This is a genomic window from Streptomyces sp. NPDC052052 (genome assembly GCF_040680455.1).
In the GTDB taxonomy this organism is placed as follows: domain Bacteria; phylum Actinomycetota; class Actinomycetes; order Streptomycetales; family Streptomycetaceae; genus Streptomyces.
Map to the genome: position 1 here is coordinate 1 of NZ_JBFAWU010000035.1, position 24,650 is coordinate 24,650.

Annotated in this window: 12 protein-coding genes; 6 read left to right on the forward strand and 6 right to left on the reverse strand. The window is 72.2% G+C overall.

From position 1 onward, the window contains the following. The first annotated feature begins 324 nt into the window (after nucleotides 1-324). A complete protein-coding gene (locus tag AB0L71_RS30485; protein WP_365249180.1) occupies nucleotides 325-1,266 on the forward strand; it encodes a carbohydrate kinase in 942 nt (313 codons plus the stop codon). A 71-nt stretch (nucleotides 1,267-1,337) separates the two neighbouring features. On the opposite strand, the gene AB0L71_RS30490 is transcribed toward AB0L71_RS30485, so the two are convergent. The 5 genes from AB0L71_RS30490 to AB0L71_RS30510 form a co-directional block, all read right to left on the reverse strand. Continuing rightward, nucleotides 1,338-1,802, reverse strand: coding sequence for a universal stress protein (locus tag AB0L71_RS30490; protein WP_365249183.1), 465 nt, complete (start codon nucleotides 1,800-1,802; stop codon nucleotides 1,338-1,340). 141 nt (nucleotides 1,803-1,943) lie between these two features. Then, nucleotides 1,944-2,390 (reverse strand): MscL family protein, encoded by a 447-nt coding sequence (locus AB0L71_RS30495; protein ID WP_365249186.1) that lies wholly within the window; start codon nucleotides 2,388-2,390, stop codon nucleotides 1,944-1,946. Nucleotides 2,391-2,767: 377 nt separating this feature from the next. Beyond that, nucleotides 2,768-3,289: a hypothetical protein gene (locus AB0L71_RS30500; RefSeq protein WP_365249189.1), complete on the reverse strand. Its 522-nt coding sequence runs from the start codon at nucleotides 3,287-3,289 to the stop codon at nucleotides 2,768-2,770. 189 nt (nucleotides 3,290-3,478) lie between these two features. Next, nucleotides 3,479-4,282 carry an ABC transporter permease gene (locus tag AB0L71_RS30505; protein ID WP_365249192.1) on the reverse strand — a complete coding sequence of 268 codons (804 nt, stop codon included), beginning with the start codon at nucleotides 4,280-4,282 and terminating at the stop codon, nucleotides 3,479-3,481. Then, nucleotides 4,279-4,893, reverse strand: a complete 615-nt coding sequence (locus AB0L71_RS30510) for an ABC transporter ATP-binding protein (RefSeq protein WP_365249195.1) — start codon at nucleotides 4,891-4,893, stop codon at nucleotides 4,279-4,281. The genes AB0L71_RS30505 and AB0L71_RS30510 overlap by 4 nt, the downstream gene beginning before the upstream one ends. Nucleotides 4,894-5,279: 386 nt before the next feature. Here AB0L71_RS30510 and AB0L71_RS30515 point away from each other — a divergent pair, with 386 nt between their 5' ends. Continuing rightward, on the forward strand, nucleotides 5,280-6,656 hold the full coding sequence (locus tag AB0L71_RS30515; RefSeq protein ID WP_365249198.1) for an NAD(P)-binding domain-containing protein: 1,377 nt from the start codon (nucleotides 5,280-5,282) through the stop codon (nucleotides 6,654-6,656). 293 nt (nucleotides 6,657-6,949) lie between these two features. On the opposite strand, the gene AB0L71_RS30520 is transcribed toward AB0L71_RS30515, so the two are convergent. After that, nucleotides 6,950-8,266, reverse strand: coding sequence for a wax ester/triacylglycerol synthase domain-containing protein (locus AB0L71_RS30520; RefSeq protein WP_365249201.1), 1,317 nt, complete (start codon nucleotides 8,264-8,266; stop codon nucleotides 6,950-6,952). 775 nt (nucleotides 8,267-9,041) lie between these two features. Here AB0L71_RS30520 and AB0L71_RS30525 point away from each other — a divergent pair. The 4 genes from AB0L71_RS30525 to AB0L71_RS30540 are packed head-to-tail and all read left to right on the forward strand — an operon-like array spanning nucleotide 9,042 to nucleotide 24,585. After that, nucleotides 9,042-10,211 (forward strand): NAD-dependent epimerase/dehydratase family protein, encoded by a 1,170-nt coding sequence (locus AB0L71_RS30525; RefSeq protein ID WP_365249279.1) that lies wholly within the window; start codon nucleotides 9,042-9,044, stop codon nucleotides 10,209-10,211. Between the two features lie 33 nt (nucleotides 10,212-10,244). After that, complete coding sequence (locus tag AB0L71_RS30530; protein ID WP_365249204.1) at nucleotides 10,245-11,828, forward strand: PfaD family polyunsaturated fatty acid/polyketide biosynthesis protein; 1,584 nt, start codon at nucleotides 10,245-10,247, stop codon at nucleotides 11,826-11,828. Beyond that, nucleotides 11,825-17,920, forward strand: a complete 6,096-nt coding sequence (locus AB0L71_RS30535; RefSeq protein ID WP_365249207.1) for an SDR family NAD(P)-dependent oxidoreductase — start codon at nucleotides 11,825-11,827, stop codon at nucleotides 17,918-17,920. The genes AB0L71_RS30530 and AB0L71_RS30535 overlap by 4 nt, the downstream gene beginning before the upstream one ends. Nucleotides 17,921-17,973: 53 nt before the next feature. After that, on the forward strand, nucleotides 17,974-24,585 hold the full coding sequence (locus tag AB0L71_RS30540) for a beta-ketoacyl synthase N-terminal-like domain-containing protein (RefSeq protein WP_365249210.1): 6,612 nt from the start codon (nucleotides 17,974-17,976) through the stop codon (nucleotides 24,583-24,585). Nucleotides 24,586-24,650 lie beyond the last annotated feature (65 nt).

Below are 24,650 nucleotides of genomic sequence, written 5' to 3' on the forward strand. Positions count from 1 at the left end.
CTGACGGAAACCGGACAGAGCGGGGACGGCACCACGAGCAGCACGGCAACGGACGCGATACCGGGAGCACGCAGGGCAGCGACCACGCCGGCTCCTCCGCCTGGAGGAGCCCAGGTCCGGATCCGGCACCGGCGCCCTGGTCAGCCTCGGCGGCGCGGCTCACGCCCGGCCCCGGACGCCCACCGGGCCCCGTCCGGGGAGAACAGCCGGTTCATGGCTCGCTCCCCCGAACAGGGCCACCGAGAATGAGCCCCGATCTCCTCCGCAGCCGCCGCGCCCCGGACGGCTCCGTCGTTGTGCCACCCTGTGAAAGGAACCCCTTCAGTGATCGTCGTCGCCGGTGAGGCACTGATCGACCTGGTGCCGGAAGCGCTCGGAAACCCCTTGGCGCCGTTGTCGCCCGTCCACGGCGGCGGGCCGTTCAACACGGGCCTCGCGCTTGCCCGCCTCGGCTCTCCTGTCGCCTTCTGCTCGCGGATCTCGACCGACGCCTTCGGCACGTCGCTGACCGACCGTCTGCGCGAGGAGGGCGTGGCCGTGGACCTGGTGCAGCGGGGGCCGGAGCCCACTACCTTGGCCGTCGCCACCATCGACGCGGACGGCTCCGCCACGTACAGCTTCTACTGCCAGGGCACCGCCGACCGCCTCTTCTCCCTGCCGGGCGCACTGCCTGCCGACACCCGGGCAGTGTCGTTCGGCACCTGCTCCCTGGTGCTCGAACCGGGGGCGAGCCGGTACGAGGAACTGATGCGCCGCGAGGCGAGGCACGGGCGCTTCATCGCCCTGGACCCCAACATCCGGCCCGGCCTCATTCCGGACCCGGACGCCTACCGGGCCCGCTTCAGCCGCTTGCTGTCGTCCGTCTCGCTCCTCAAGCTCAGTGAGGAGGACGCGCAATGGCTCGGTAACGACATCCCGGGCTGGCTGTCCGCCGGCCCCACCGCGGTCGTGGTGACCCGGGGCGGGGCCGGCCTGACGGCTTACACGGACAGCGGCGCGTACTCGGTACCCGGCGAGTCCGTCCAGGTCGTCGACACCATCGGGGCCGGCGACACCGTCAACGCGGCGCTCCTGCACGCACTGTCCGAACTGGACCTGCTGTCCGCCGACGCCCTGGCCGGGCTGTCCGAGGACGCCTGGCAGCAGGTACTCGGCTTCGCCGCCCGCGCCGCCGCCGCCACCTGCGCACGTGCGGGCGCCGTGCCGCCCTTCGCACACGAACTCCCGCCCCTCGTGACCGACAGGCCATCCCGCTCAGCGCGCTGAGCCTGCCGCACCGAGGACGCCACGGAGCTCGACGGGGGCCGGACATTCGGCCACACGCTGCCGACGCGTGTTCAGGTTCCCTGACCGGGGCCGCGCACCACGACGACGGGGCACGGGGCATGCTGCACGCAGTGCTGGCCGACCGACCCCAGCAGTGCCTCGTTGAATCCACCGTGCCCCCGATTTCCTACGACCAGCAGTCGTGCTCCCGCGGCGGCATCGAGCAGGACGGCAGCCGGGTGGCCATGAGCCGCGACGAGGCCCAGCTCGACCGGCCGGCCCGGGCCCGGCCCGAGGGCCTCGTCGACCGTCTGGTGCAGGATGTCGAGTGCCTGCTTCCGGTAGTCAGCCGGATCCTTGTCCGTGGGCGGGGCCAAGCCATACCAGGCGGTCGGGAATTCCCAGGCAATGATCGCGTCGACCACCGCACCCATCAACTTCGCCTGGTCGACCGCCCACCGCAGGGCTTCCCTCGACGATTCGGAACCGTCGACCCCCACCACGATCCGCGGAACCGGTGTCGCTTCGTCACTCATCACGTACCTGCCTGGTCGAGCTTGCTGTCCCGTTCCCACGTCGGGGGACGCTCCATGCACCACATAAAGGTTGACGGAAAGTCAGTCATTTCCCGAGCCGGTCACGCGACCTCCCGAAAAGATCACGGTCTCCCCGCCCCGTCAAGGGCGTGGCGTTCCAGTCGTCGTCGGCGGCTGATCGGTGCCGCAGTACCGGCATTTCGATGCGGCGACCGGCAGATCCTCGGACAGGCAGGCCGGGCACGCCTTGACAGGCCCCGGCTCTTCGAAGACCGCTGAACCGTGCCGCGCCGAATAATGCTTGTACGGTACGACGATGAGGAAGTAGACGACGGCCATGAAGATGATGAAGTAGATGACTGCCGAGATGAAGGAACCGATATCAAGATAGGTTGCTTTGTTGCCCGCTTGCCCGAGTTGCCAACCCAGTCCGACTGAACGGCCGCCCTGAGCACGCGCAATGATGGGATTGATCACAAAGTCGGTGAACGCCTTGATCAGGGTACTGAAGGCCAATGCAACAATGAGGCCTACAGCTACGACGATGACATCGCCGCGCATCAGGAAATTCTTGAATCCCTTGAGCATTTCCAGCTCCTCACACCTGGACCCCCGGTCGGGGCCAGGCAGCAAGCTACATTCTTCGGCATACATTGAGTATGACGGCGCGGACACGGCAGGTACTCTTCCCCCGGCTGCCGAATTCCACCAGCGGCACGTACGGCACTCGGACGATTAGTCGTCCTGCCGCGCCAATCGCAGGCGCCCCGCCCCTCGACGGCTTTCTTGTGCCCGCCGTTTCCGGCGCAGCGAGCCCGGCTGTGACCACGGCCGCGAGGCCCTTGCGCGCAGCTACGGAGTCACTGTGGCCGGCCGAGACCGCCGAGCCGGACAAGGGGCGGAAACGCCCCGGCGACAGAATGAAGCGTCAGACGGCGGACCGGGACGTCATCCGACGGGGCTGACTACCAGCCGGCCTTCACCCCGTTGTAGGCCTTGCGGCAGTCGGCGTTGGTGGCCTCGTCGGCGAGCTTCTGCATGGCGTTCTGCCAGACCTTCTTGGCCACCTTCTCCAACTCCCTTGTCGCGTCAGGGATGTTCGGGGAGTACTTCTTGATCGTCCCGATGGCGGCGGTGGTGAACTTGTTGCATGCGGGTCCGGCGGCGTTCCGGTAGCGCGTGTCCAGCGCCGTGGCCACCGCCTGGCCGTTCTTGGTGGCCCAGGTGTTCCAGGCCGCGCACGCCTTCTCGGTGAAGGCCTGCTGGTCGGCCTCGCTCAGGTTTCCGACCTCGCTCAGCAGGGCGCTCTGAACCTTGTCGGGGACCGTGAAGTCCGTGACGGGGAACTTGTCGAGGGTGGTGAGCAGCGCTTCCTGGCACGCGGGCGGCAACGGGGCCGCCTGCGCGGAGACGGGGACGGCCAGAGTGGAGGCGGACAGGAGAGCCACGGTGAGGACCGTGCTCCGGACGGTGCGCGAAAGGGTCATGGGGATGGTGCTCCTTACGTGAAGAATGTGGTGGTCGGGCGACGTATCAGCGCCCGGTCTCAGAACGATCTCCGGCTCCCGCAGGTCACGGCCGCTGTCAGGCCGGACGGCCGGTGGCCCGCCGGTCAGGCGGGACGGACGCGCTGTGTCACCGCACCGGGCCCGGTGTGTGCGCGGGCGCGACCGTGTTCACACCGGGTCCGAGTGGTCCTGTGTGCGTCGCTTCCGTTCCGGTGGGAGTGCGTCGCGGGTACGCCGGCGGAAGACCATGAGCGCAGCCAGCGCCGCCCCCAGGAACCAGAGCAACTGGATCGCGAGGCCCTGGCCCACCGGCGCGGTGGCGAAGGCCGCGGACATGCTGGCCTGCACGGCTCCGTACGACGGCAGGAAGCGCACGACGGCGCTGTCCGAACCGGAGCTCGACAGGGGGTTCTGCAGGGCGACGTCGATGATGCTGATCATCAGGATGGCGAACATGCCCTCCACCTCGCGTCGGAGCACCGAGCCGAAGACCACTCCGAGCGCGCCATAGGTCAGGGCGGCGCAGAACAGCGCCACAGCGAGCATCAGGGGCTGTCGCGGGGACCAGGCGAAGCCGGCGGCGGCCGTGGCGTATGCCGCGACGGCGGCGCAGACCAGGGTGAGCGCGGCGAGCTTGGCGAGGACCAGGTGGTGACGCGGATACCCGGCCATGGCCAGGCGTCGGTCGAAGGCGCCGCCCGTGAAGGTGGCGGCGAACATCATGAACCCGGCGATCAGGGTGACCGCGTTCAGCGCGCCGGTGATCTGGGTCAGGTGATTGCCGGGCGGGGTCAGGACCTCGCCCGTGGCCCGCAGCCGGAACGGCGCCGGCCGGTCGGGAATGGTCAGATAGGCCAGGGCGATCCACAGAGGGATGTACACCACCACCAGCAGCATCGCGAACCGGTTGCGGGCGTGACCGATCAGCGCGTACCGGGAGGCCGTGGTGAACAGGGACCAGTGCCGCCTCATCCCGTCGCCTCCGAGCACCGGTCCTGGCGGTGCAGGGACCCGTCCGCCAGGCGCCACAGCTGGTCCAGCCGGTCGACGTCGTACGCCAGGTGCGAGACGACCAGCACCGAGCGTCCGGCGTCGCGCAGCTCTGTCGCAAGCTCCCAGAAGCGCAGGTAGGTCTCCCAGTCGAAGCCCTGGTACGGCTCGTCGAGCAGCAGCACGTCCGGGTCGTGCATGAGCGCGAGGGTCAGGTTCAGCTTCTGCCGTGAGCCGCCGCTGAGCAGACCCGCGCGCTGGTCGAGGTACTCGGTGAAGTCCAGGGTCTCCATCACTTCCTCGGCCCGCCGCAGGTCCGCCAGTCCGAAGGCGTGCCGGAAGAAGTCCAGGTGCTGGCGGACGGTGAAGGAGTCGTCCAGGACCACGGTCTGCGGGCAGTAGCCGAACCTGCCGCTGTGGTGCACCGAGCCCCGGTCCGGCCGGAGTTCACCGGCGAGGATCCTCAGCAGCGTCGTCTTTCCGGCGCCGTTCTCCCCGACGATCCCGGCGAGGACCCCGGGCCGCAGCCTGAGGTCGACGCCCCGTAGAACGGCGTGCTGCCGGTAGGAGTGGTGCACGTCTGCGACGTCCATCGCGCTGCTCCGTCGTGTCATGTCTTCCGGATGGCCACGGAAGCGGTGCGCGTCTTCCGATGGGCGGCAGAACCGGCCCGCCGGTGCCCAACGAGCTGTCAGCACGAGGGAAACGGCAGGAAGTCCCGTTCCACGCGTCAATCCGGCGCACACCGCGTCACACGTGTGGCAGCTTTGCCGGAGGAAACAGGTCTCGGGGCGACCGGGGCAGCTAGCGTGACCAGGACTTGGGGGGTCGACGGGTCGGCAGGACCGCCGGGTTCCGCCCCGGTCCGCGGGCCAGGTACCGGTTCCGCCCGTCCCAGTGGCGTCGCCGCTCTTCTCCGGCGGTCCCGTCCCCATGGATGCCGCAGATGTCACGCACGCGCGAGGAAGGTCGGTCAGTCATGCGGAGAACATGTGTGATCGGTGCCGGCCCGTCCGGTCTGGCCGCGAGCAAGGTCCTTGCCTCGCGGAACGTTCCGTTCGACTGCTTCGAGGCCGGGTCGGGGATCGGCGGACTCTGGCGGTACGGCAACGACAACGGCATGTCCGGGGTGTACGCGTCCCTGCACGCGAACGTCTCGAAGGAGAGCATGTCCTTCTCCTCCATGGCCATGCCGGAGACCTACCCGGTCTTCCCGCACCACAGCATGGTCCTGGCCTATCTGGAGGACTACGCCGCGTCCTTCGGCCTGCACCGCCACATGGTGTTCGGCACGAGGGTCACCTCGGTGCGGCCCCTGGACGACGGTGGCTGGGAGGTGGTCTGCCGACGCCGGGGCGGCGTGGCCGAGGAGACGCGGCGCTACACCGAGGTGGTGGTCGCCAACGGGCACCACTGGGATCCGCGCCTCCCTGCCCCCGCAGTACCCGGCGCCGAGGAATTCGGGGGGACCGCGATCCACTCGCACGACTACCGCAGCCCTGACCCGTACGCCGGCCGGCGGGTGCTGGTGATCGGCATGGGCAACTCCGCGTGCGAGATCGCGGCGGAGATCTCGCGTACGGCGGCGCGGACCTTCCTCTCCGCGCGCGACGCGGCCCCTCTGTTCCCCAAGATGCTGCTCGGCCGTCCGGCGGACCATCTGGTGGTGAGCCCGCTGTCCGATCTCCCGCGGTTCCTCAAGGATCCGGCCCTGCGGCTTCTGCTGCGGCTCACCCGCGGTGCCGCGGCTCGTTACGGGCTCCCCGAACCGGTCCGCGGACCGCTCGCCGGCCACCCCTCCACCTCCGACGAACTCCTCGTCCAGCTGGCCCGGGGCGCGGTCACACCGAAGCCCGGCGTCCGTTCCTTCGGCCGGGACACAGCGGTCTTCAGTGACGACAGCCGTGAACCGGTGGACGCCGTGGTGTACGCCACGGGCTACCGGATCTCCTTCCCCTTTCTGGAACCCGCCGTGTTCGCCGCCCCGGACGGCCGCACGGATCTCTACCTGCGGACGGTCCCGCCCCACGTCCCCGGGCTCTACTTCATGGGGCTCGCACAGCCCGCCGGTGCGGCGTTCCCGCTGCTCGAACCACAGGCGGAGTGGATCGCCGAGCTGATCGAGGGCGCGGTCGCGCTGCCGTCGCCGACGGACATGACCCGAGCGATCACCCGCGAGTGGCGCCGCCATCGCACGACGTACGTGTCCACCTATCGCCACGGAATCGAAATTGACCACCGCACCTATCGAAGAGCCCTCCGCCGGGAACGCCGAGCAGGCAGGCGTCGCGCACGCGGAGCCGTCCCGGCCCAACCCGCCGTGGCCGGTCCCGCCCCGGCAGCCGACGCCTTGTGATCCACTCAGCCAGGTGTTCCAACGGATGTCCGGCACGCACCGGTTGGCGGTGGGGTGGGCGGTGCGCTTCCGTGGGGAGCCGCCCTCACCGGACGCTCTGCGTCGGCACGTACGGGCCCGTCTCGCGGACCTTCCGACGCTGACCCACCGTGTCGAGAAGGGTCTGGGGCCTCGTGGCGCGGACCTCCCGGGGCTGTGGCTGACGGCCCTGGAAGAACTCGAAGCGGAGGTCCGACACAGGTGACTCGGTCCGGGGGTCGTGCGATCGGTACGGCCCTCTGGCGCCTCGGCGTTCACACCGACGCAGAGATGCCCTCCAGTTCGCCCACGGCCTGCTCCCACACTTCCGGAAGCAGCTCCCCGAGCGGTAGGGCGCGGTCAGCCACGAAGGACGACTCAGCCCACTCGCCGAAGAACGACAGGCCCACTCCGAAGAGGTGCCCGGGCAGGAGCAGGGGGAGCAGGGCGACACCCGTGACCCGGCTGTCCCCCAGACTTCCCTTGTCGGCGACCGGCATGGACGTGGCCATGACGTCGGTGACGCGCGGGGAGAGCATCCTTCGCAAGTACCACTCGGTCGGGCGGTCCGGCATGTAGCGGACCAAGTCCTGAATGGCCTGCCGCCAGGCTTCGCCCCGCAGTCTCCGGGTCGCCGCCATCACGTGCTCCAGTCGCCGCAGGGGCGAGTCGCCGCCCCGGGTTCCGCTCCCGTGTTCCGGGGCGGTCCGTACGGGCAGCTCCAGCGGCAGCGCGAAGCAGCGGTTGCCCCACGTCTGTTCCTCGTCCGGGCGGCGTGCGTCAACCGGCAGCAGCGCCGTCACCCGAGGAAGTGGTACGCCGGACCGGGCCGACCAGGCCGACAACGCCCCGGCAAGCGCGGTCAGATGGACGTCGTGGGCCGATCCACCCTGTGCCGCAGCGATCCGGCGCAGGGTGTCCGCCGGTACCCGGCCCCGCCACAGCCGCCGCTCTCCCGTGGGGACGAAGGGGACGGATGGGCGGTGGCCGCGAGCGGCGAGGGCGCCGGTCAGGAACATCGCGGTCAGCCCGACTGCCGTGCCCACCCGTCGGGGCAGACCGGCCGGGCGGCCCTTCCCCGGCACCGGGCGCGCCGAGGGCTCCCCCTCGCCCAGGATGGTCCGGAAGGTCATCGCGGCGGCCGCACCGTCCTGGCAGGCGTGGTGGAAGCGGTAGCAGAGGGCGTATTCGTCGAGCCCATGGCTCTGGACCAGCCAGATACCCCAGTAGGTGCCGGGCGCGAAGGGCGCGTCGAGCGCGGTGTGCAGGGCGGCGTCCCACCCTTCGGGGCCCGTTGCGACCACCTCGTGGACGTGCCGGTCGACGGTGAAGTCCGCGTCCGGCCGCCACCGGGGGCGCCGTGAGCCGCCCTCGAACCGGCTCGTGAGCAGGGGCAGCCGGCCCAGGCGTGAGCCCACGTATGCGCGCAGGTCCGCCAGGCTCGGGGGCGGACCGCTCAGGTACGCGACACCGCCGGCGTCCCAGCGGACGTCAGGGTGGCGGCGCTCCATGCTGAGGAACGCGCGGTCGACGGAGTGGGCGCGCTGGCTGGGGAAGGGGACGGACCGTTCTGACGGATCGGACACGGGCATCGGAGAACTCCAGTTCGTACCGCGGGACGGGCAGGCAGGGCAGGGCCAGGTGCTCGGCCGCCCCGACCGGCCGGGACGGACCACCGGCCGGAAGGGGCGCCGGCCCGTGCACGTCCGCAGCGACGCCTGACGCGTCGCCTCGGCCTGAATAAGTACGGTTTATATCCGGCAGCGGTGAACGGTCGTACGCTCCCGAGTCCCTCGAAGGACGTGCTCTCCTCCTGCCCCACCGGGCCCGACGCCCGGCACCGCCCGCCGACGGGCAGGCGGAGCCGTCCGGGACCGCCTCCCGACCACCGGCCGTGAGATCACCCGAAAGGGGGACGGTCGGTCCTCTGGGCGGCCCGCTCGGTCCCCACTACTTCCGTTGCTTCCGTTGCATCCGTTCAGCCACGCGCCCCGGCGCGCGGCGGGGGTTCGGACGAGCCGTCCGGGACCCACACGGGCCGTGGCGTGGGTACTTCATTCGGGTGAGCCAGTGGGATCGAGGGCGGTCTCACCGTCCGCCGTCTGCCACTGTGTGCCGTGCGCCAGTGGTGATCAAGCCCGAGCAAGGGCCTGAGCAGCCACCGGAGGGGGGCCGGAGGACCGGCGGACGTCCGTTGCACCGCGTCGGCAGACGAGTCAGGCCGCACACGCCACGACCGCCGGTGTCACGCCGCGCCGTGGGACGGCCGGCTCCCACTCGCCTCCCCAACCGCCGCAAGGACCGGCGTTCACCGCCCTCGCACACGGTTGTGGTTCTGTCCCTTTCGAAGCCCCTGGAGCCATGGACATGCACGTCGCCCTCACCGGCGCCACCGGATTCCTTGGACTGCGCCTGCTGCGTTGCCTGCTCGACACGCACCGGTCGGTGACGGTCCTGGTTCACGCGGGGTCGGGTGACGCGCTGCACCGCATCACCCGGTTCTTCGCGCTGACCGGCGCGCCCGGGGCATTCGTCGCCGAACTCCCCAGTCGGCTGCGGGTGGTGGAGACCGAGCTGGAACAACCCGGGCTCGGGCTGTCCGGGCGCGTGTTCCAGGAGCTGGCCGACGGTCTCGGCGCGATCTGGCACAGCGCAGGCAGCATCAATCTGGAGGGAGACCTTCCCGAGTTGCGCAGGACCAACGTCGAAGGAACCCGGCATGTACTGGAGTTGGCCGCCGCCGGACGCGAGAGACCCGTGGTCCACCACGTGAGTACCGCGTTCGTCGCCGGGAGCCGGCGTGAGGGGGTGGCGTACGAGGACGAGCTGGATGACACGTACGGCTTCGAGAACGCCTACGAACGCTCCAAGTTCGAGGCGGAGGTACTGATCCATGCGTGGTCGCAGGAGCACCGCCGCCCGGTCGTGGTGCTGCGGCCGAGCATCCTCGTCACGGACCTGCCGCCGCACCCGGAACTGCCCTCGCATCCGCTTCAGGTCATCGAGCGGATCCTGCGCGACGCGCGACGTACCGCCTGCCCCGGAAGCCCGGGCCACGACGGCGACGGACCCGACGGGCGCCGGGGCGCCGACCCGGGCGGCCGTCCCCGCGTCCGGTTGGTGGGTCATCCGCACGGCCGGCTGAACCTGCTGCAGGTGGAGCACGCGGCCGAGGTCATGGTGCGGCTGGCCGGCCGGACACCCTCGGGCGAAGTCGACACGTACCACGTCGTCCACGACAGCGACGTGCCCGTGCCGACGATCGTGTCCCTGCTGGAACAACTGGTCGACCTGTCGATCGATCTGGTCACCGCGGAGCCGGACGACCCGTCGGAGCTGGAGACGCTGATGGACTTCTACCCAGGTCTGACGACCTATCTGACCCACCGTAGGCGCTTCGACGACACCCGGGTCCGCGCCCTGTTCGGCTCGTCGGCGGCCTCCGACCGGGTGGACCTCGACTACCTGCGGTCCGGCCTGGTCCGGAGGGACCGGGTGCCCGTCGGGCCGTCGCCCATCGCCGCCCGGTACGCCTGACCCACCCATTTCCCCTCTCGCTGGAGCCCCTCCGTGTCCGTCCTCTCCCCTCCCCTGCCCCCCGCCGCTTCCCCGCCGGTCTTCTCCCCCGAGGAGATCGCCGTCCGGGCCCGGCGGATCCGGGAACCCGTACACATCGTCAGCGGGCCTGGCGGCCGCGAACTCGGGCTCGCCACCGGCCCCTTGCCCGACGGCCCGGTGCTCGGGACGCTGCCGCCGATGTACCCCGAGTGGCTCGGCGGTCGCACCTTCTGCGAGGCGCACGACGTCCGTTTCCCTTATGTGGCGGGCGAGATGGCGAACGGCATCGCGACCACCCGCATGGTGACCGCGATGGCCCGGGCGGAGATGCTCGGGTTCTTCGGCGCCGGCGGCCTGGCCTATGCCGATGTGGAACGGGCCGTGCACGGACTGGCCGACGAGTTGCGGTCCCGTTCGAACTGGGGCGTGAACCTCATCCACTCACCAGCCGAACCCGCGCTGGAGTTCCGCGTCGCCGAGCTGCTGCTGCGCTGCGGTGTGCCCCGGGTCTCGGCGTCGGCGTTCATGGAGCTCACCCCGGCCGTCGTGCTGTGCTCGGCCCGGGGACTGCACCGCGGCGCCGACGGCACCATCGTCCGACGTACGCGGATGCTAGCCAAGGTCTCCCGGCCCGAGGTGGCCGAGAGGTTCCTCTCGCCCGCCCCGGCCGCACTGCTGGACCAGCTCGTCGCCCGGGGGAGGCTGACCTCGCAGGAAGCCGGCCTGGCGGCCCTGGTGCCGGTGGCCGAGGACATCACGGTGGAGGCCGACAGCGGAGGTCACACCGACAACCGGCCGTTGTCGGCCCTGTTGCCGAGGATCGCCCTGCTGCGCGACACGTTGTGCCGGCGGTTCGGCTACCGCGCACCGGCCAGGATCGGCGCGGCCGGCGGCCTGGGCACGCCGGCCGCCGTGGCCGCCGCCTTCGCCCTCGGTGCGTCCTACGTGGTCACCGGATCGGTGAACCAGACGGCCACCGAGGCGGGCCTGTCCGACGAGGCCAAGGCGATGCTCTGCGAGGCGGATGTCGCCGACGTGGCCATGGCACCGGCGGCGGACATGTTCGAGCTGGGTGTCACGCTGCAAGTGCTTTCCCGGGGGACGATGTTCGCCCAGCGGGCCGGCAGGCTCCAGGCCGCCTACCGGGCACACGGTTCGCTGGAGGAGATCCCTCCCGCGGTGCGCGCCGCGATCGAACGGGATGTGCTGCGCGCCTCGTTCGACGAGGTGTGGCTGCGCACGCGCACGTTCTGGGAGCGCCGCGACCCCTCGGAGATCACGCGGGCGGAGGCCGATCCGAAGCACCGCATGGCGCTGGTCTTCCGCTGGTACCTGGGCAGTTCCAGTCGGTGGGCGATCACCGGCGAGGCCGCCCGAAGGACCGACTACCAGATCTGGTGCGGGCCGGCGACGGGCGCGTTCAACCGCTGGGCGGCGGGCACGTTCCTGGCCGAACCGGCGAACCGGTCCGTGGTGCAGATCGCACTCAACCTGCTCGAGGGCGCCGCGGTCCTCACCCGCGCCCATCAACTGCGCACTTACGGAGTTCCGTTGCCGTCCGACGCATTCACCTACACCCCGCGCGGGCTGGCATGAGCGGCGCAGGCGCCCCGGAGGCGTCAGCGACAGTCGTCCGGCCCCGAGGAGACAGTGTGTCCGCCGGAACCCGAGGGCAGGTGCCCATCGCCGTGGTCGGTGTCGGCGCCCTGGTGCCCGGCGCAACGGACGCGGCAGGCTACTGGCGGATCCTGACCGGCGGCCGGGACCTGATCACCGAAGTGCCGCCCACCCGCTGGCTGGTGACGGACCATTATGATCCCGACCCGGCCGCACCCGACAAGACATACGCCCGCCGCGGCGCCTTCCTGCCGGAGGTGGACTTCGACCCGTTGGCGTACGGTGTGCCGCCCTCCAGCCTGGCGGCGACGGACACCTCCCAACTACTGGCCCTGATGGTCGCCGACCAGGTGCTGACCGACGCCGGCGGCCTGTCGGGCATGGACCGGGACCGGGTCGGTGTCGTCCTCGGCGCGGCCTCCCTGGAACTGCTCCCGCACATGTACGGGCGCGCGCATCGCCCGGTGTGGCTGAAAGCGCTGCGGGAGAGCGGTCTCCCCGAGGCAGAGGCGCAGGCCGTGTGCGACCGCATCTCGGCGCACTTCAGCCCGTGGCAGGAGGCGACCTTCCCCGGCCTGCTCGGCAATGTCGTCGCGGGCCGGATCGCCAACCGGTTCGACCTGCACGGCACCAACCACACCACCGACGCCGCCTGTGCCAGCTCGCTGGCGGCACTGTCCACGGCGGTCGGTGAGCTGACGCTCGGGCGGACCGACCTGGTGATCAGCGGCGGTGTGGACACCGGGAACGACATCGGCATGTTCCTGTGCTTCTCCAAGACGCCCGCACTCTCCCGCACCGGCGACTGCCGCCCGTTCTCGGATGCGGCGGACGGCACCATGCTCGGCGAAGCGGTCGTCATGTACGCCCTGAAGCGGCTGTCCGACGCGGAGCGTGACGGCGACCGGATCCATGCGGTGATCCGGGGCATCGGCACCTCGTCCGACGGCAGGGGTACGGCGATCTACGCGCCGCTTCCCGACGGCCAGGCACGCGCCCTGCGACGCGCCTACGAGGAGGCGGGTTACGGTCCGCGGACCGTGGAGCTGGTGGAGGCCCACGGGACCGGTACGAAGGCCGGGGACACGGCCGAACTGACGGCGCTGCGCAAGGTGTTCGAGGAGTCGGGACGGACGGACGGGCAGTGGTGTGCGATCGGCTCGGTCAAGTCGCAGATCGGCCACACCAAGTGCGCGGCGGGCGCGGCCGGGCTGCTCAAGGCGGTCATGGCCCTGCACCACAAGGTGCTGCCGCCGACCATCAAGGTCGACCGGCCGACGCCGGCGGCGGCCGCCCCGGACGGCCCGTTCTACGTCAACACCGAGGCCCGGCCGTGGGTGCGGTCCGCCGGTCATCCGCGCCGGGCCTCGGTGTCGAGCTTCGGCTTCGGAGGCAGCAACTTCCACGTCACGCTGGAGGAGTACGTGCCTTCGTGCACCCTGGCCCGGGTGCCGCCGCGGCATCGCTCCGCACCGAGCGAACTCGTCCTGTTCAGCGGCGCGTCGCCGTCCGACCTGGTGTTGCCGGAAACATACGGCGACCGCCCGCTCGCCGCGCTCGCCCGGGAGAGCCAGCGCGCGTTCTCGCCCAGCGATCCGGTGCGGCTGGCCGTCGTCGCCGCGGACACCGAGGAGTTGAGGGAGAAGTTCACGCAGGCGCTCGTGCTGATCCGGCAACGGCCCGGCAGCGCGTTCTCCACACCGAACGGTGTCCGGTACGCCTTCGGGAATCCCGTGCCCGGCCGTCTGGCGTTCCTGTTCCCGGGGCAGGGGTCCCAGTACGCGGGGATGGGGGCCGGCCTCGCGATGCTGTCACCGGCCGCCCAGGCCGTGTGGGACCGGCTGGGCGCCACCCGGTTCGACGGGCAGCCCCTGCACCGGTCGGTCTTCCCGCCGCCCGCCTTCACCGACGAGGAACGCGCCGCCCAGGCCGCGCGTCTGACCGCCACCGAGTGGGCGCAGCCGGCGCTCGCGGTGCATGCGCTCGCCCTGCTGGCCGTGCTGCGGGATCTGGGGCTGCGACCGGACTGCGTGGCGGGCCACAGTTTCGGTGAGCTGGTGGCGCTGCACTGCGCGGGTGCCCTGGACGCGGACGCACTGGTCGGTCTGGCCCGCAGGCGCGGTGAGCTGATGCGGGACGCGGCCGGTGTACCGGGTGCGATGCTGGCCGTGGCGTCGGACCGCGCGCACGTGGCGGCGGTGCTGGCCGGTGACGATGTCGGCGACATCTGGCCGGCCAACCTCAACTCCCCCCAGCAGGTGGTGCTTTCGGGTGCGAGGGAGGCTGTCGCGCGGGTCGAGAAGGCGTTCGCGGCCGAGGGGGTCGGCACTCACCGGCTGCCCACGTCGACCGCGTTCCACAGCCCACTGGTCGCCCCGGCCGGTGAGCCGCTCGCCGCGTTCCTGCGCACGGTCCCGGTCACGAAGCCCCGGATCGAGGTGTACGGCAACGCGGACGCGGAACCGTACCCGTCGTCGCCCGACGAAGTACGCCGCCGGATCGCGGACCATCTGGCCTCGCCTGTGCTCTTCCAGGACCAGATCGAGGCGATGTACGCGGCGGGAGTGCGGACCTTCGTCGAGGTCGGCGCGGGCACCGCGCTGACCGGTCTGGTCGGACAGATCCTGGGCGACCGCGAGCACACGGCCGTCCCCCTGGACCGGTCGGACCGGTGCGGGGTCAGCACCCTGCACACCGCGCTCGGCGAACTCGCCGTACGCGGTATCCCTCTGGACTTCGATCCCCTCTGGGCGCCGTACGCCTCGCCCGAAACCTCAGTGAAGGAGCACAAACCCCGGATGACCGTGCAGATCAGCGGAGCCAACTACGGTTCGTCCTACCCGCCCCGCACCGATGCCGGCGAACCGCAGCCACCCGTGCCCGCGCCGGAACGCAGGCTGGAGCCCCACCCGCATCCCGTCCCCTCGTTCGGCACCGCGGCGGTTCCCATGCCCGCGGACGCACCTGCTCCCGCCCGCATTCCGGAGCCGTCGGCCCACGGGGCGGCGCCCGCCTACGACCCCGTACCCGCGTACGACGCCGAGCCAGAGGCCGGACTCGGCCAGGAGTGGTACGCGGCGGTGGAGAGCGTCCAGCGGCAGACGGCGGAGGCCCACGCGGCCTGCCAACGCATGCTGACGGACAGTCATATGGCTTTTCTGCGAATGACGGAGACCACCCTGGCCGCGATGCTCGGGGCACAGGGTGTCGGCACCGTGCCCGAAGCCCCGGCTCCCCCGGCACCGCTGCCGCTCCCCCGCCCTTCGGCACCCCGGCGTGTCCCGGCACCCGGGACACCGCCCCCGGCAGCGGTCGGCGTGCCCGGGACCGTGCCCGCCGTCGTGACCACGGGGCCCGGCGCGGCACCGTCGCCCACACCGGTCACCACCCAGGAAGTCGCCCCGGCCGCCGCCCCGGTGGCCCCCTCGGCACCGGCCGCCGATGCCGCGCCTCTGTCGGCGCCGGAACTGGAGGAGCTACTGCTCTCGGTGGTGGCCCGGCTCACCGGCTACCCGAGGGAGATGCTCACCGTGGACATGGAGTTGGAGGCGGATCTGGGAGTCGACTCGATCAAACGCGTCGAGATCCTGTCGGCCGTCCGCCAGAGGGTGGGCGACCTGGCGACGGGAGACACCGGACAGCTCAGCAAGCTCCGCACGCTGCGCGAGATCGTCGAGGCGCTCACCGCGGCCGGCCGTCAGCCGGGGGTTCCGGCACCGAACTCCCCGGCGCCGGACGCCCCGGCCATGACCGGGCCTCCCGCCCGCCCAGGGATTCCCGCCATGCGCACCGGGTCCGGACCAAGGACGGCGCTGACGAGGCTGGTGCCGCGCGCGGTGGAGTCACCGGCGTCCGGCCTGGCGACGGCGGGGCTTCTGGACGGACCGCTCGTGGTGGCGGGCGGGGGCGCGGACGGCGCCGCGATCAACGCCCTCGTCGCGCGGAAGCTGACGGAGCACGGCGTGGACGCCACTGCCGTGGCCGAGGTGCCCGAGGACGCGCGCGCAGTCGTGCACCTCGGCGGCCTGACCGGGGGCTACACGCCTGACCATGCGCGAGAAGTACACCAATCGGTGTTCCGCGCGGCGCGCGCGGTGGCGGCACAGGCCGCCGAACAGGGCGGACTGTTCGTGACCGTGCAGGACACCGGCGGCGACTTCGGACTCGGCGGCCACGCACCCGAGCGCGCGTGGCTGGGCGGCATCGCCGGTCTGACGAGGACCGTGGCGAAGGAGTGTCCGGGTGTGTCGGTCAAGGCCGTCGACTGCGAGCGGGGCGGTCGCACCGACGAGGAGGTCGCCGAGGCGATCGTGCGGGAACTGCTGGAAGGCGGCGCCACCCTTGAGGCAGGTCTCCGCGCGGACGGCACCCGCACCACCCTGCGGAACGTACCCGCGCCGGTGAAGCCTGGCAGCACCCGGCGGATCACCTCGGAATCGGTGATCGTGGCCACCGGAGGGGCCCGCGGGGTGACCGCCGCCGCGCTGCTGGACCTGGCCAGGACCCACCGTCCGCGGATCGTGCTGCTGGGCAGGACGGCACCGGATCCCGAGCCCGCAGAGTTCGCGTCGGCCGCCGACGAAACGGCGCTCACCCGTCTGCTCGCCGAGCGTGCGTCCGAGGGTGCGGAGAACTCCTCGCCGGCCCGGATCGCGGCGCGGGCCCGGGAGATCCTGGCCGCACGCGAGGTGCGGGCCACCCTCGCGGCGCTGGAGGCGGCGGGATCCCCCGTCCGGTACGTCCAGGTGGACGTCCGCGACGGCGACGCCGTCGCCGCCGCACTGCGCGACGTGCGCGACGCGTGGGGGCCGGTCACCGGCCTCGTGCACGGTGCCGGAGTCCTGGCCGACAAGCGGATCGTCGACAAGACCGACGCACAGGTCGAGCAGGTGATGTCCACCAAGGTGGACGGTCTGCGCGCGCTGCTGGCCGCGACGGCGGACGATCCGCTGGACGTGATCTGCCTGTTCTCCTCGGTGGCCGCCGTGTTCGGCAACGCGGGGCAGAGCGACTACGCCATGGCCAACGAGATCCTGGCCCAGGTCGCTTCGGCGGAGCAGGCCCGCCGCCCCGGCTGCCTGGTGCGGTGTGTCGCCTGGGGGCCGTGGCGCGGAGGCATGGTCACGCCCGCTCTGGCCGGGCATTTCGGCCGGTCCGGAGTTCCGCTGATCCCGCTGGACCAAGGGGCGGCGGCTTTCACGACCGAGCTGGACGGCACAGCCGGTGAGGCCCGCGTCGTCCTGGTCGCCGGGGACGATCCGGCGGCCCTGTCCCCGGCCGGCGATCCCCATCCGGCGGAGCTGCTGGTCCGGGCGGACAACCTGCCGCATCTGGCCGACCACGCGGTCACCGGAGTTCCCGTGCTGCCCGTGGCGATGGTCCTGAACTGGTTCGCCGCAGCGGCCACCGCCTGGCTGCCGGGTGCCGGACCACTCGTCCTGCGCGACCTGCGGGTGTACCAGAAGTGCACCCTGCCCGAACTGGCCGGCACAGGCCACCGGCTCACCGTGCACGGCAGTCGGGGCGCGGCCGGTTCGCCGACGGGGCTGGCGGCGGAACTGCGCGGGGAGAGCGGGGTGGCGCACTTCCGGGCCGTACTGGACACCGGGACCGAAGAGCCGGATCCGGCCACCTGGGGCAGCCCGGACGGCCTCGAGCCGCTGGACCGCACCGTGTTGTACGACGGGGAGATCCTCTTCCACGGCCCCCGCTTCCACTCCGTCCGCTCACTGCGCGGTGTTGCGGAGCACGGAGCCGAGGCGATGGTTGCGGGCGTGCGCGTCCTGGAATGGTCCGGTGCGCACTGGCCGCTCGACCCGGCCGCCCTGGACGGCGCGCTCCAACTCGCCCTGGTCTGGGCGCAGGAGGCACTCGATGCGGCGACGCTGCCGATGGCCGTCGCGGAGTGCAGGGTGTACCGGCGCGGCCCGGTGGACGACACGGTGCGGTGTGTGCTGCGGGGCCGGAAGGTTCACAGCACGGGGGCACGCTGCGATGCGGCGCTGATCGACGTCGATGGAGCCGTCCGGCTGGAACTGCTCGGCATCGAACTCGTCCGCCGCCCCTCCTGAGCCCCGCCCCTCCCGACCATCCCTGCCCTGCCCTGCCGTGAAGTGAGACCTGCATGGAATTCGAACCGATCGCCGTCGTCGGCCGGGGCTGTGTGCTGCCCGACGCGCTCGATCCGGACACGTTCTGGGACAACATCGCCGCCGGCCGCACCAGCCTGTCGGCCATCCCCGAGGACCGGTGGCGGCTGCCGCGCCACTGGGCCATGGGCTCGGTGGAGGATCACCTCGACCGCACCTGGACCGATGCCGGCGGGTACGTACGGGGGTTCGAGTCCGTCTTCGACCCGAGTGGGTTCCGCATCGCCCCGGAGCGGATCCTGTCGCTGGACCCGCTCTTCCACTGGGTCATGCACGGCGTCCGGCAGGCGCTCAGGGAGGCGGGCCGCGAGGGCCCTCTGCCGCGCGCGGGGCTGGTACTGGGAAACCTGTCCTATCCCACGCCCACGGGGGCGGCTCTGGCCGAGCACGTCTGGCTGTCCGCCCAGCGGCCCTCGCTCCGTGACGCCTTGCTGACGGGAGGGCGCCGGCAGCGGCCCGACGCCCGCAATCGCTTCTCGTCCGGGCTGCCCGCCCGGCTCGCGGCCCGGGCCCTCGGGCTGGGCGCGGGCGCCTGGTCCCTCGACGCCGCCTGCGCGTCGTCGCTGTACGCCGTCAAGCTGGCGTGCGACCGGCTGCACGACGGCACGGCGGACCTGATGGTGGCCGGTGCGGTCAGCCGGGCGGACCCTCTCTATCTGCACGTCGGCTTCTGCGGGCTGTCCGCGGCGAGCCGCACGGGGCGCAGCCGGCCCTTCCACCGGGACGCGGACGGGCTGGTGCCCGGTGAGGGCGCCGGGTTCGTCGCCCTGATGCGGCTGTCCGAGGTCCACGCCGCCCGTCTGCCCGTCCTCGGGGTGATCCGGGGGGTCGGGTTGTCCAACGACGGGCGCGGCAGCGGGCTGATCAGCCCGTCGGAGGAGGGCCAGGTCCGGGCCATGCGTCTGGCGTACGACGCGGCGGGCGTCGCGCCCGGGACCGTGTCGCTCGTCGAGTGCCATGCGACGGGGACGCCGGTCGGGGACGCGGTGGAGGCGCGCGGCATGGCCCGGGTCTTCGGGGCCGGTGACGACGTGCCCATCGGTTCGGTGAAGTCGAACGTCGGGCACCTGCTGGCCTCGGCAGGTGTGGCCGGGCTGCTGAAGGTGCTCGGCGCGCTGCGTGCGGGGGTCCGTCCGGCGACGCTCGGCGCGGAACGGCCGCTGGAGGCGCTGGCGGGTACGCCGTTGCGGGTGCTGACCGCGCCGGAACCGTGGTCCGGGCCGCGCCGGGCGGCGGTGAGCGCGTTCGGGTTCGGCGGGACCAACGCCCATCTGGTGGTGGACCTGCCGGACGGTGCCCCGGTGTCCGCCGTGTCGCGGCCGGTCCGCCCGGCCGCCACCGTACCGGCCCAGAATCGGGTGCGCCCGTCGCCGGGCGGCCGTACGCCGGTGGCGATCGTCGCCCTCGGCGCCCGGGTCGGCGACGGGACCGGTACGGAGGACTTCCGGCGGGCGGTGCTGGGCGGTGAGCGACGTGGCCCCGCGGCCGGGATCGCCGTGGAACTGAGGGACCTGTGCTTCCCGCCGCTGGCCCTGGAGCGAACGGTGCGCCATCAGCTCCTGGTGCTGGAGGCCGCCCGGGAGGCCGTCCGGTCGGTGTCCCTGCCCCGGGAGCGGACCATGGTGATCATCGGCATGGGGGTGGACCCCGAGGTGGCCCGGGCGGGTGCCCGCTGGAGGGTTCCGCACTGGCTGGAGCAGGCCGGGCTTGCCGCCACGCCCGAGTCGGCGGACCTCGCCCGGGACGCATTCCTTCCGCCCATGACCGCGGAGGGGGTGGTGGGCACCCTGCCGAACCTGGTGGCGAACCGGATCAGTACCCAACTCGACCTGGCGGGACCGGGTTTCGCGGTCTCGGCGGAAGAGGCGTCCGGGCTGGTGGCGCTGGAACTCGCGGCCCGGGCCGTCCGGTCGGGGGAGGTCGACGCGGCACTGGTCGGTGCCACCGACCTGTCCTGCGAGGCGGTGCACCAGGCCGCCCAGCGGGAACTCGGCCGCGAGGACGAACCGGGAGACGCCGCGGTCGTCCTGGTCCTCAAGTCCGTGGACTCCGCGCGCAGGGACGGCGACACCGTCGTCGCCCTGCTCGACGAGGACAGCGCCGACGCACCCGACGTGGTCATCGGGGACGGCCCTGACGCGGTGTTCGACCCGGCGTCGGCGTTCGGGCGCGCCCACGCCGCGTACGGGCTGGTCTCCGTCGCGGTCGCGGCGCTCTCGCTCCAGCACCGCGCCGTGCCGTGTCCGGGCCGTTCTGCGGACACCGCGGCCGTCGCGCACACCGCGATGGCCGCGGTGACCACGCTGGAAGGGCCCCCCGCGAGTGTCCGGCTGCGCGCGGGGGACGCCCGGCCGTGGCTGCGGGGCCCGGCTCCGCGCCTGCACGTCTTCTCCGGGGCCGACCGCCGGGCGGTGCTGGCCGCGCTGGAGTCCGGTACGGAGTCCGACGCCGGACCGGCCCGGCTGGCGCTCGTGGCCGACGACGACGCGTTGCCGGGCCACAAGGAGGCCGCCCGCCGCTGGCTGGCCGAGGGCGGGGCCCGTCCGGCCGGTGTGCTGTACCGTGACCGGCCGGTCACGGGGCAGACCGCGTTCGTGTACACCAACGGCTCGGCGGCGTACCCGGCCATGGGCCACGAACTGTTGCTCGCGTTGCCGTCGCTGGGCGAGGCCGTCCGTGCCAGGCACGGGGCGATCGGTGCACGACTGCGGTCCGGCGCGGGGCACGGAGTACTGGACCAGATCTGGGGCGCCTCCGAACTCGCCGTCCACCACACCGTGTTCACCCGGGAGGTGCTCGGGCTCCGGCCGGACGCCGCCCTCGGGTACTCCTCGGGCGAGTCGGCCGCCCTGGTGGCGCTGGGTGCCTGGCCGGACGCGGCAGGGCTGTACGACGCCACCCGGGACAGCGGTCTGTTCACGACCGAACTCACCGGTGAACTCCGGGCGGTGCGGCGCCACTGGGAGCGTCTGGGTATCGAGGGCCGCCGCTGGTCGAGCTATCTGGTCAGTGCGCCCCTGGAGGCAGTCCGCGCGGAGCTCGCGGCCGAGGTCGCCGTCCATCTGATGGCGTTGAACGCGCCCGGAGTCTGTGTCATCGGCGGCGAGTCCCGGGCGTGTGCGGCCGTCGTGGCCCGGATCGGCGCCGACCGCGCGATCGAGCTCGACTACGACATGGCCGCCCACGCACCGGAGTTGGCGGATATCCGAGAGCTATGGCGTGCGGTCCACCATCGTCCGACCGTCGACGTGCCCGGTGTACGGTTCTACAGCGGGGCCACCGGGCAGGCGTACCGGCCGACGGCCGAGCGGGCCGCCGAGGCGCTCACCGCGCAGGGACTTCACACGATCGACTTCGCGGCCACGGTCGAGCAGGCGTGGGCCGACGGTGTCCGGGTCTTCGTGGAGCACGGGCCGCGCAAGCTGTGCACCGGCTGGATCAAGCGGGTACTCGGCGACCGGGACCATGTGGCCGTCGCACTCGACGCGCCGGGCGACACCCGGCTGCGGCAGCCCTGCCTGGCGGTGGCCGAACTCGTCGTCGCGGGCGTGCCGGTACACGCCGACGCGTTGTTCTCCCAGCTCGCGGAAGCCGCCACGGAGCTCTCGCGTCCCGGGCCCACCGTCACCGTTCCCCTGCCCGCGCCTCCCTGTCTGCCGCCACTGGAGCCGGCCCTGGTGACCCTGCCCAGGGCCCCCGAACTGGCGCCGGTACCGGACCGGGAGCCCGACCGGTCCGAAGCACCGGACAACCCTGCCGTACCCCGCCCCGGTACTGCGGGGCCGCGTGCCCGGCCCGACGTCCGGGCGACCGGCACCGACGGGCGTGAACCGCGGTTGGGAGCCCGCGCCGCAGTCCTGCGGCAGAGCCGACGGGTCGCCGCGCTGCACCAGGAGATCACCGCCGGGCACACCGAGGCCCATCAGCGATTCCTGCGGCTGTCCGCTCTCGCCGTCACCGCGCTGCGGAGCACCGTCCCCGATCCGGTACAGACCCCGAGGCCCCCTGTACCGCGTCCGAGCACCGGGCCGCCCCCGGTCCACGTACCACCCACGCCGCGCTCGGCGCTCCTGCCCGCTCCCCCACCGGAAGCAGCGCCCGCACCACCCCTGAGGCCGGGGCCGAAGTTCGACCGCGCCCAGTTGGAACATCTCGCCTCCCGGGAGATCTCCACACTGTTCGGCCCACGGTTCGCCGAACAGGACGGGTACGCGGTGCAGACGCGACTGCCCGGGCCGCCGCTGCTGTTCGCGGACCGGGTCACCGGTATCGACGCCGTGCCGGCGGCGCTCGCCGCGCCCGGCCCGGTGCGCACCGACGGCAGGATGTGGACGGAGACCGATGTCCGGCCCGACAGCTGGTACCTGGACTCCACCGGACGTATGCCGGCCGGCCTCCTGATCGAGGCGGGCCAGGCGGATCTGCTCCTGCTCAGCTGGCTGGGCGTGGACCTCCTCAACCGGGGGAAGCGCGCCTACCGGCTGCTGGGCTGCGAGGTGACGTTCCACGGCAGCCCGCCGGTGGCGGGCGACACCCTGCGCTACGAGATCCACATCGACGGCCACGCGGAGCACGAAGGCATCCGGCTGTCCTTCTTCCACTACGACTGTTACGTGGACGGCGAACTCCGGCTCAGCATCCGTGAGGGCCAGGCCGGTTTCTTCACCCCCGAGGAGCTCGCCGGCAGCGGCGGTGTGCGGTGGGATCCCGCCGAGCGGCCGCCCGGCGACGACCTCCCGCTCGATCCGCCCGCAGTGCGCTGCGGACGCACCCGCTTCGACGAGGACCAGGTGCGGGCCCTGGCCCAGGGGCGGCCGGCGGACTGCTTCGGCCCCGGCTGGGAGGCGACGGCGGCCCATGTCCGCTCACCCCGGCTCGACGACGGCACACTGCGGTTGCTCCACGAGGTGACCGCGTTCGACCCGGCCGGAGGGCCGTGGGGCCGCGGCTACCTGCGGGCCGAGACCCCGCTGTCGCCGGACGACTGGTTCTTCGCCGGGCACTTCAAGAACGACCCGTGTATGCCGGGCACCCTGATGCTCCAGTGCGGTCTCCAGGCGATGGCGTTCTATCTGACCGCCATGGGCTACACCGTGGACCGGGACGGCTGGCGGTTCGAGCCCGTCAGCGGTCACCCCTGCACGGCGATGTGCCGCGGCCAGGCGACTCCGGCCGGCCGGCGGGTCGTCTACGAGGTGTTCGTGCGCGGTGTCTCGGCCGGGCCGGTGCCGACGCTGTACGCCGATGTGCTGGGCTCGGTGGACGGGGCGCGAGCGTTCCTGGGCCGGGACGTCGCGCTGCGGCTCGTACCCGCCTGGCCGCTGTCGCACTGGCGGCACTCGGGCCCGCCCGTCGTACAGGGCACCGGCAGGCCGGTGCCGCTCCCGATGCTCGGCGGGCTGGCCGGGCACCGGGAGAGGAAGGCGGTGGCGACGGCGGCCGATGGACTCCCCTTCGACTACGCCTCGTTGCTGGCGTGTGCCTGGGGCAGACCGAGTGAGGCGTTCGGTACCGCGTACGTGCCCTTCGACAGCACCCGCAGGGTCGCCCGGCTTCCCGGTCCCCCGTACCACTTCATGAGCCGGATCGTCTCGGTGGACGGTCCGCAGGGCGGTATGCGGGAGGGCAGCAGTGTCGTCGCGGAGTACGACGTGCCCGAGCGGGCCTGGTACTTCGAGCAGAGCGGCGGCCGTACGATGCCGTTCGCGGTCCTGATGGAGATCGCTCTGCAACCCTGCGGGTGGCTGGCCTCCTACGTGGGCAGCGCGCTGACCACCGACACGGATCTGCTGTTCCGCAACCTCGACGGGACGGGAACCGTCACCGGTGAGGTCACTCCGGTGACGGGTACGATCCGCACCCATGCCGAACTGACGCGTGTCTCGCAGAGCGCCGACGTGATCATCGAGTCGTTCCGGGTGAGGTGCACGGCCGATGGCGTGCCGCTGTTCGAACTCTCCACGGTCTTCGGCTACTTCCCGCCCTCGGCCTTCGAACACCAGCAGGGCCTCACGACGTCGGCCGAGGCCCGGGCCCGTCTCGACGAGCCCTGCGACCGGGTGGTCGATCTGACCGCCCGGCCCGCTCGTTACTGCGCCGGGCAGCCACGACTGCCGGGCCCCATGCTGCTGATGCTCGACCGGATCACCGGTTCCTGGCCGGACGGGGGCAGCAGGGGGCTCGGGCGGCTGCGGTCGGAGAAGGACGTGGTCGCGGACGAGTGGTTCTTCCGGGCCCATTTCTTCCAGGACCCGGTGCAGCCGGGATCGTTGGGAGTCGAGGCCATGTGTCAGCTGCTCCAGTACCACCTGCTCGAGAGCGGCGCGGCGGACGGCATTCCACACCCCCGGTTCGAGCCGGTGCTGCCCGGCCGCGAGATGGCCTGGACGTACCGCGGCCAGATCACCCCGGCCAACCGGCTGATCCGGGTGGACCTGGACATCGTGGAGAGCGGCACGGACGCGCGGGGGCCCTACGCGAGGGCGGACGCGTCGCTGTGGGGCGACGACACGTGCATCTACCGGGTGCGCGGGCTGGGCATGCGTGTGGTGTCCGACGCGGATCGCGGTCCCTCACCCGCTCCATGACGCGAGTGTCCGTTCGAGGGCCGGGCACTCGCGACGGTCGCCCGCGGCACACCTGATGCCCACTC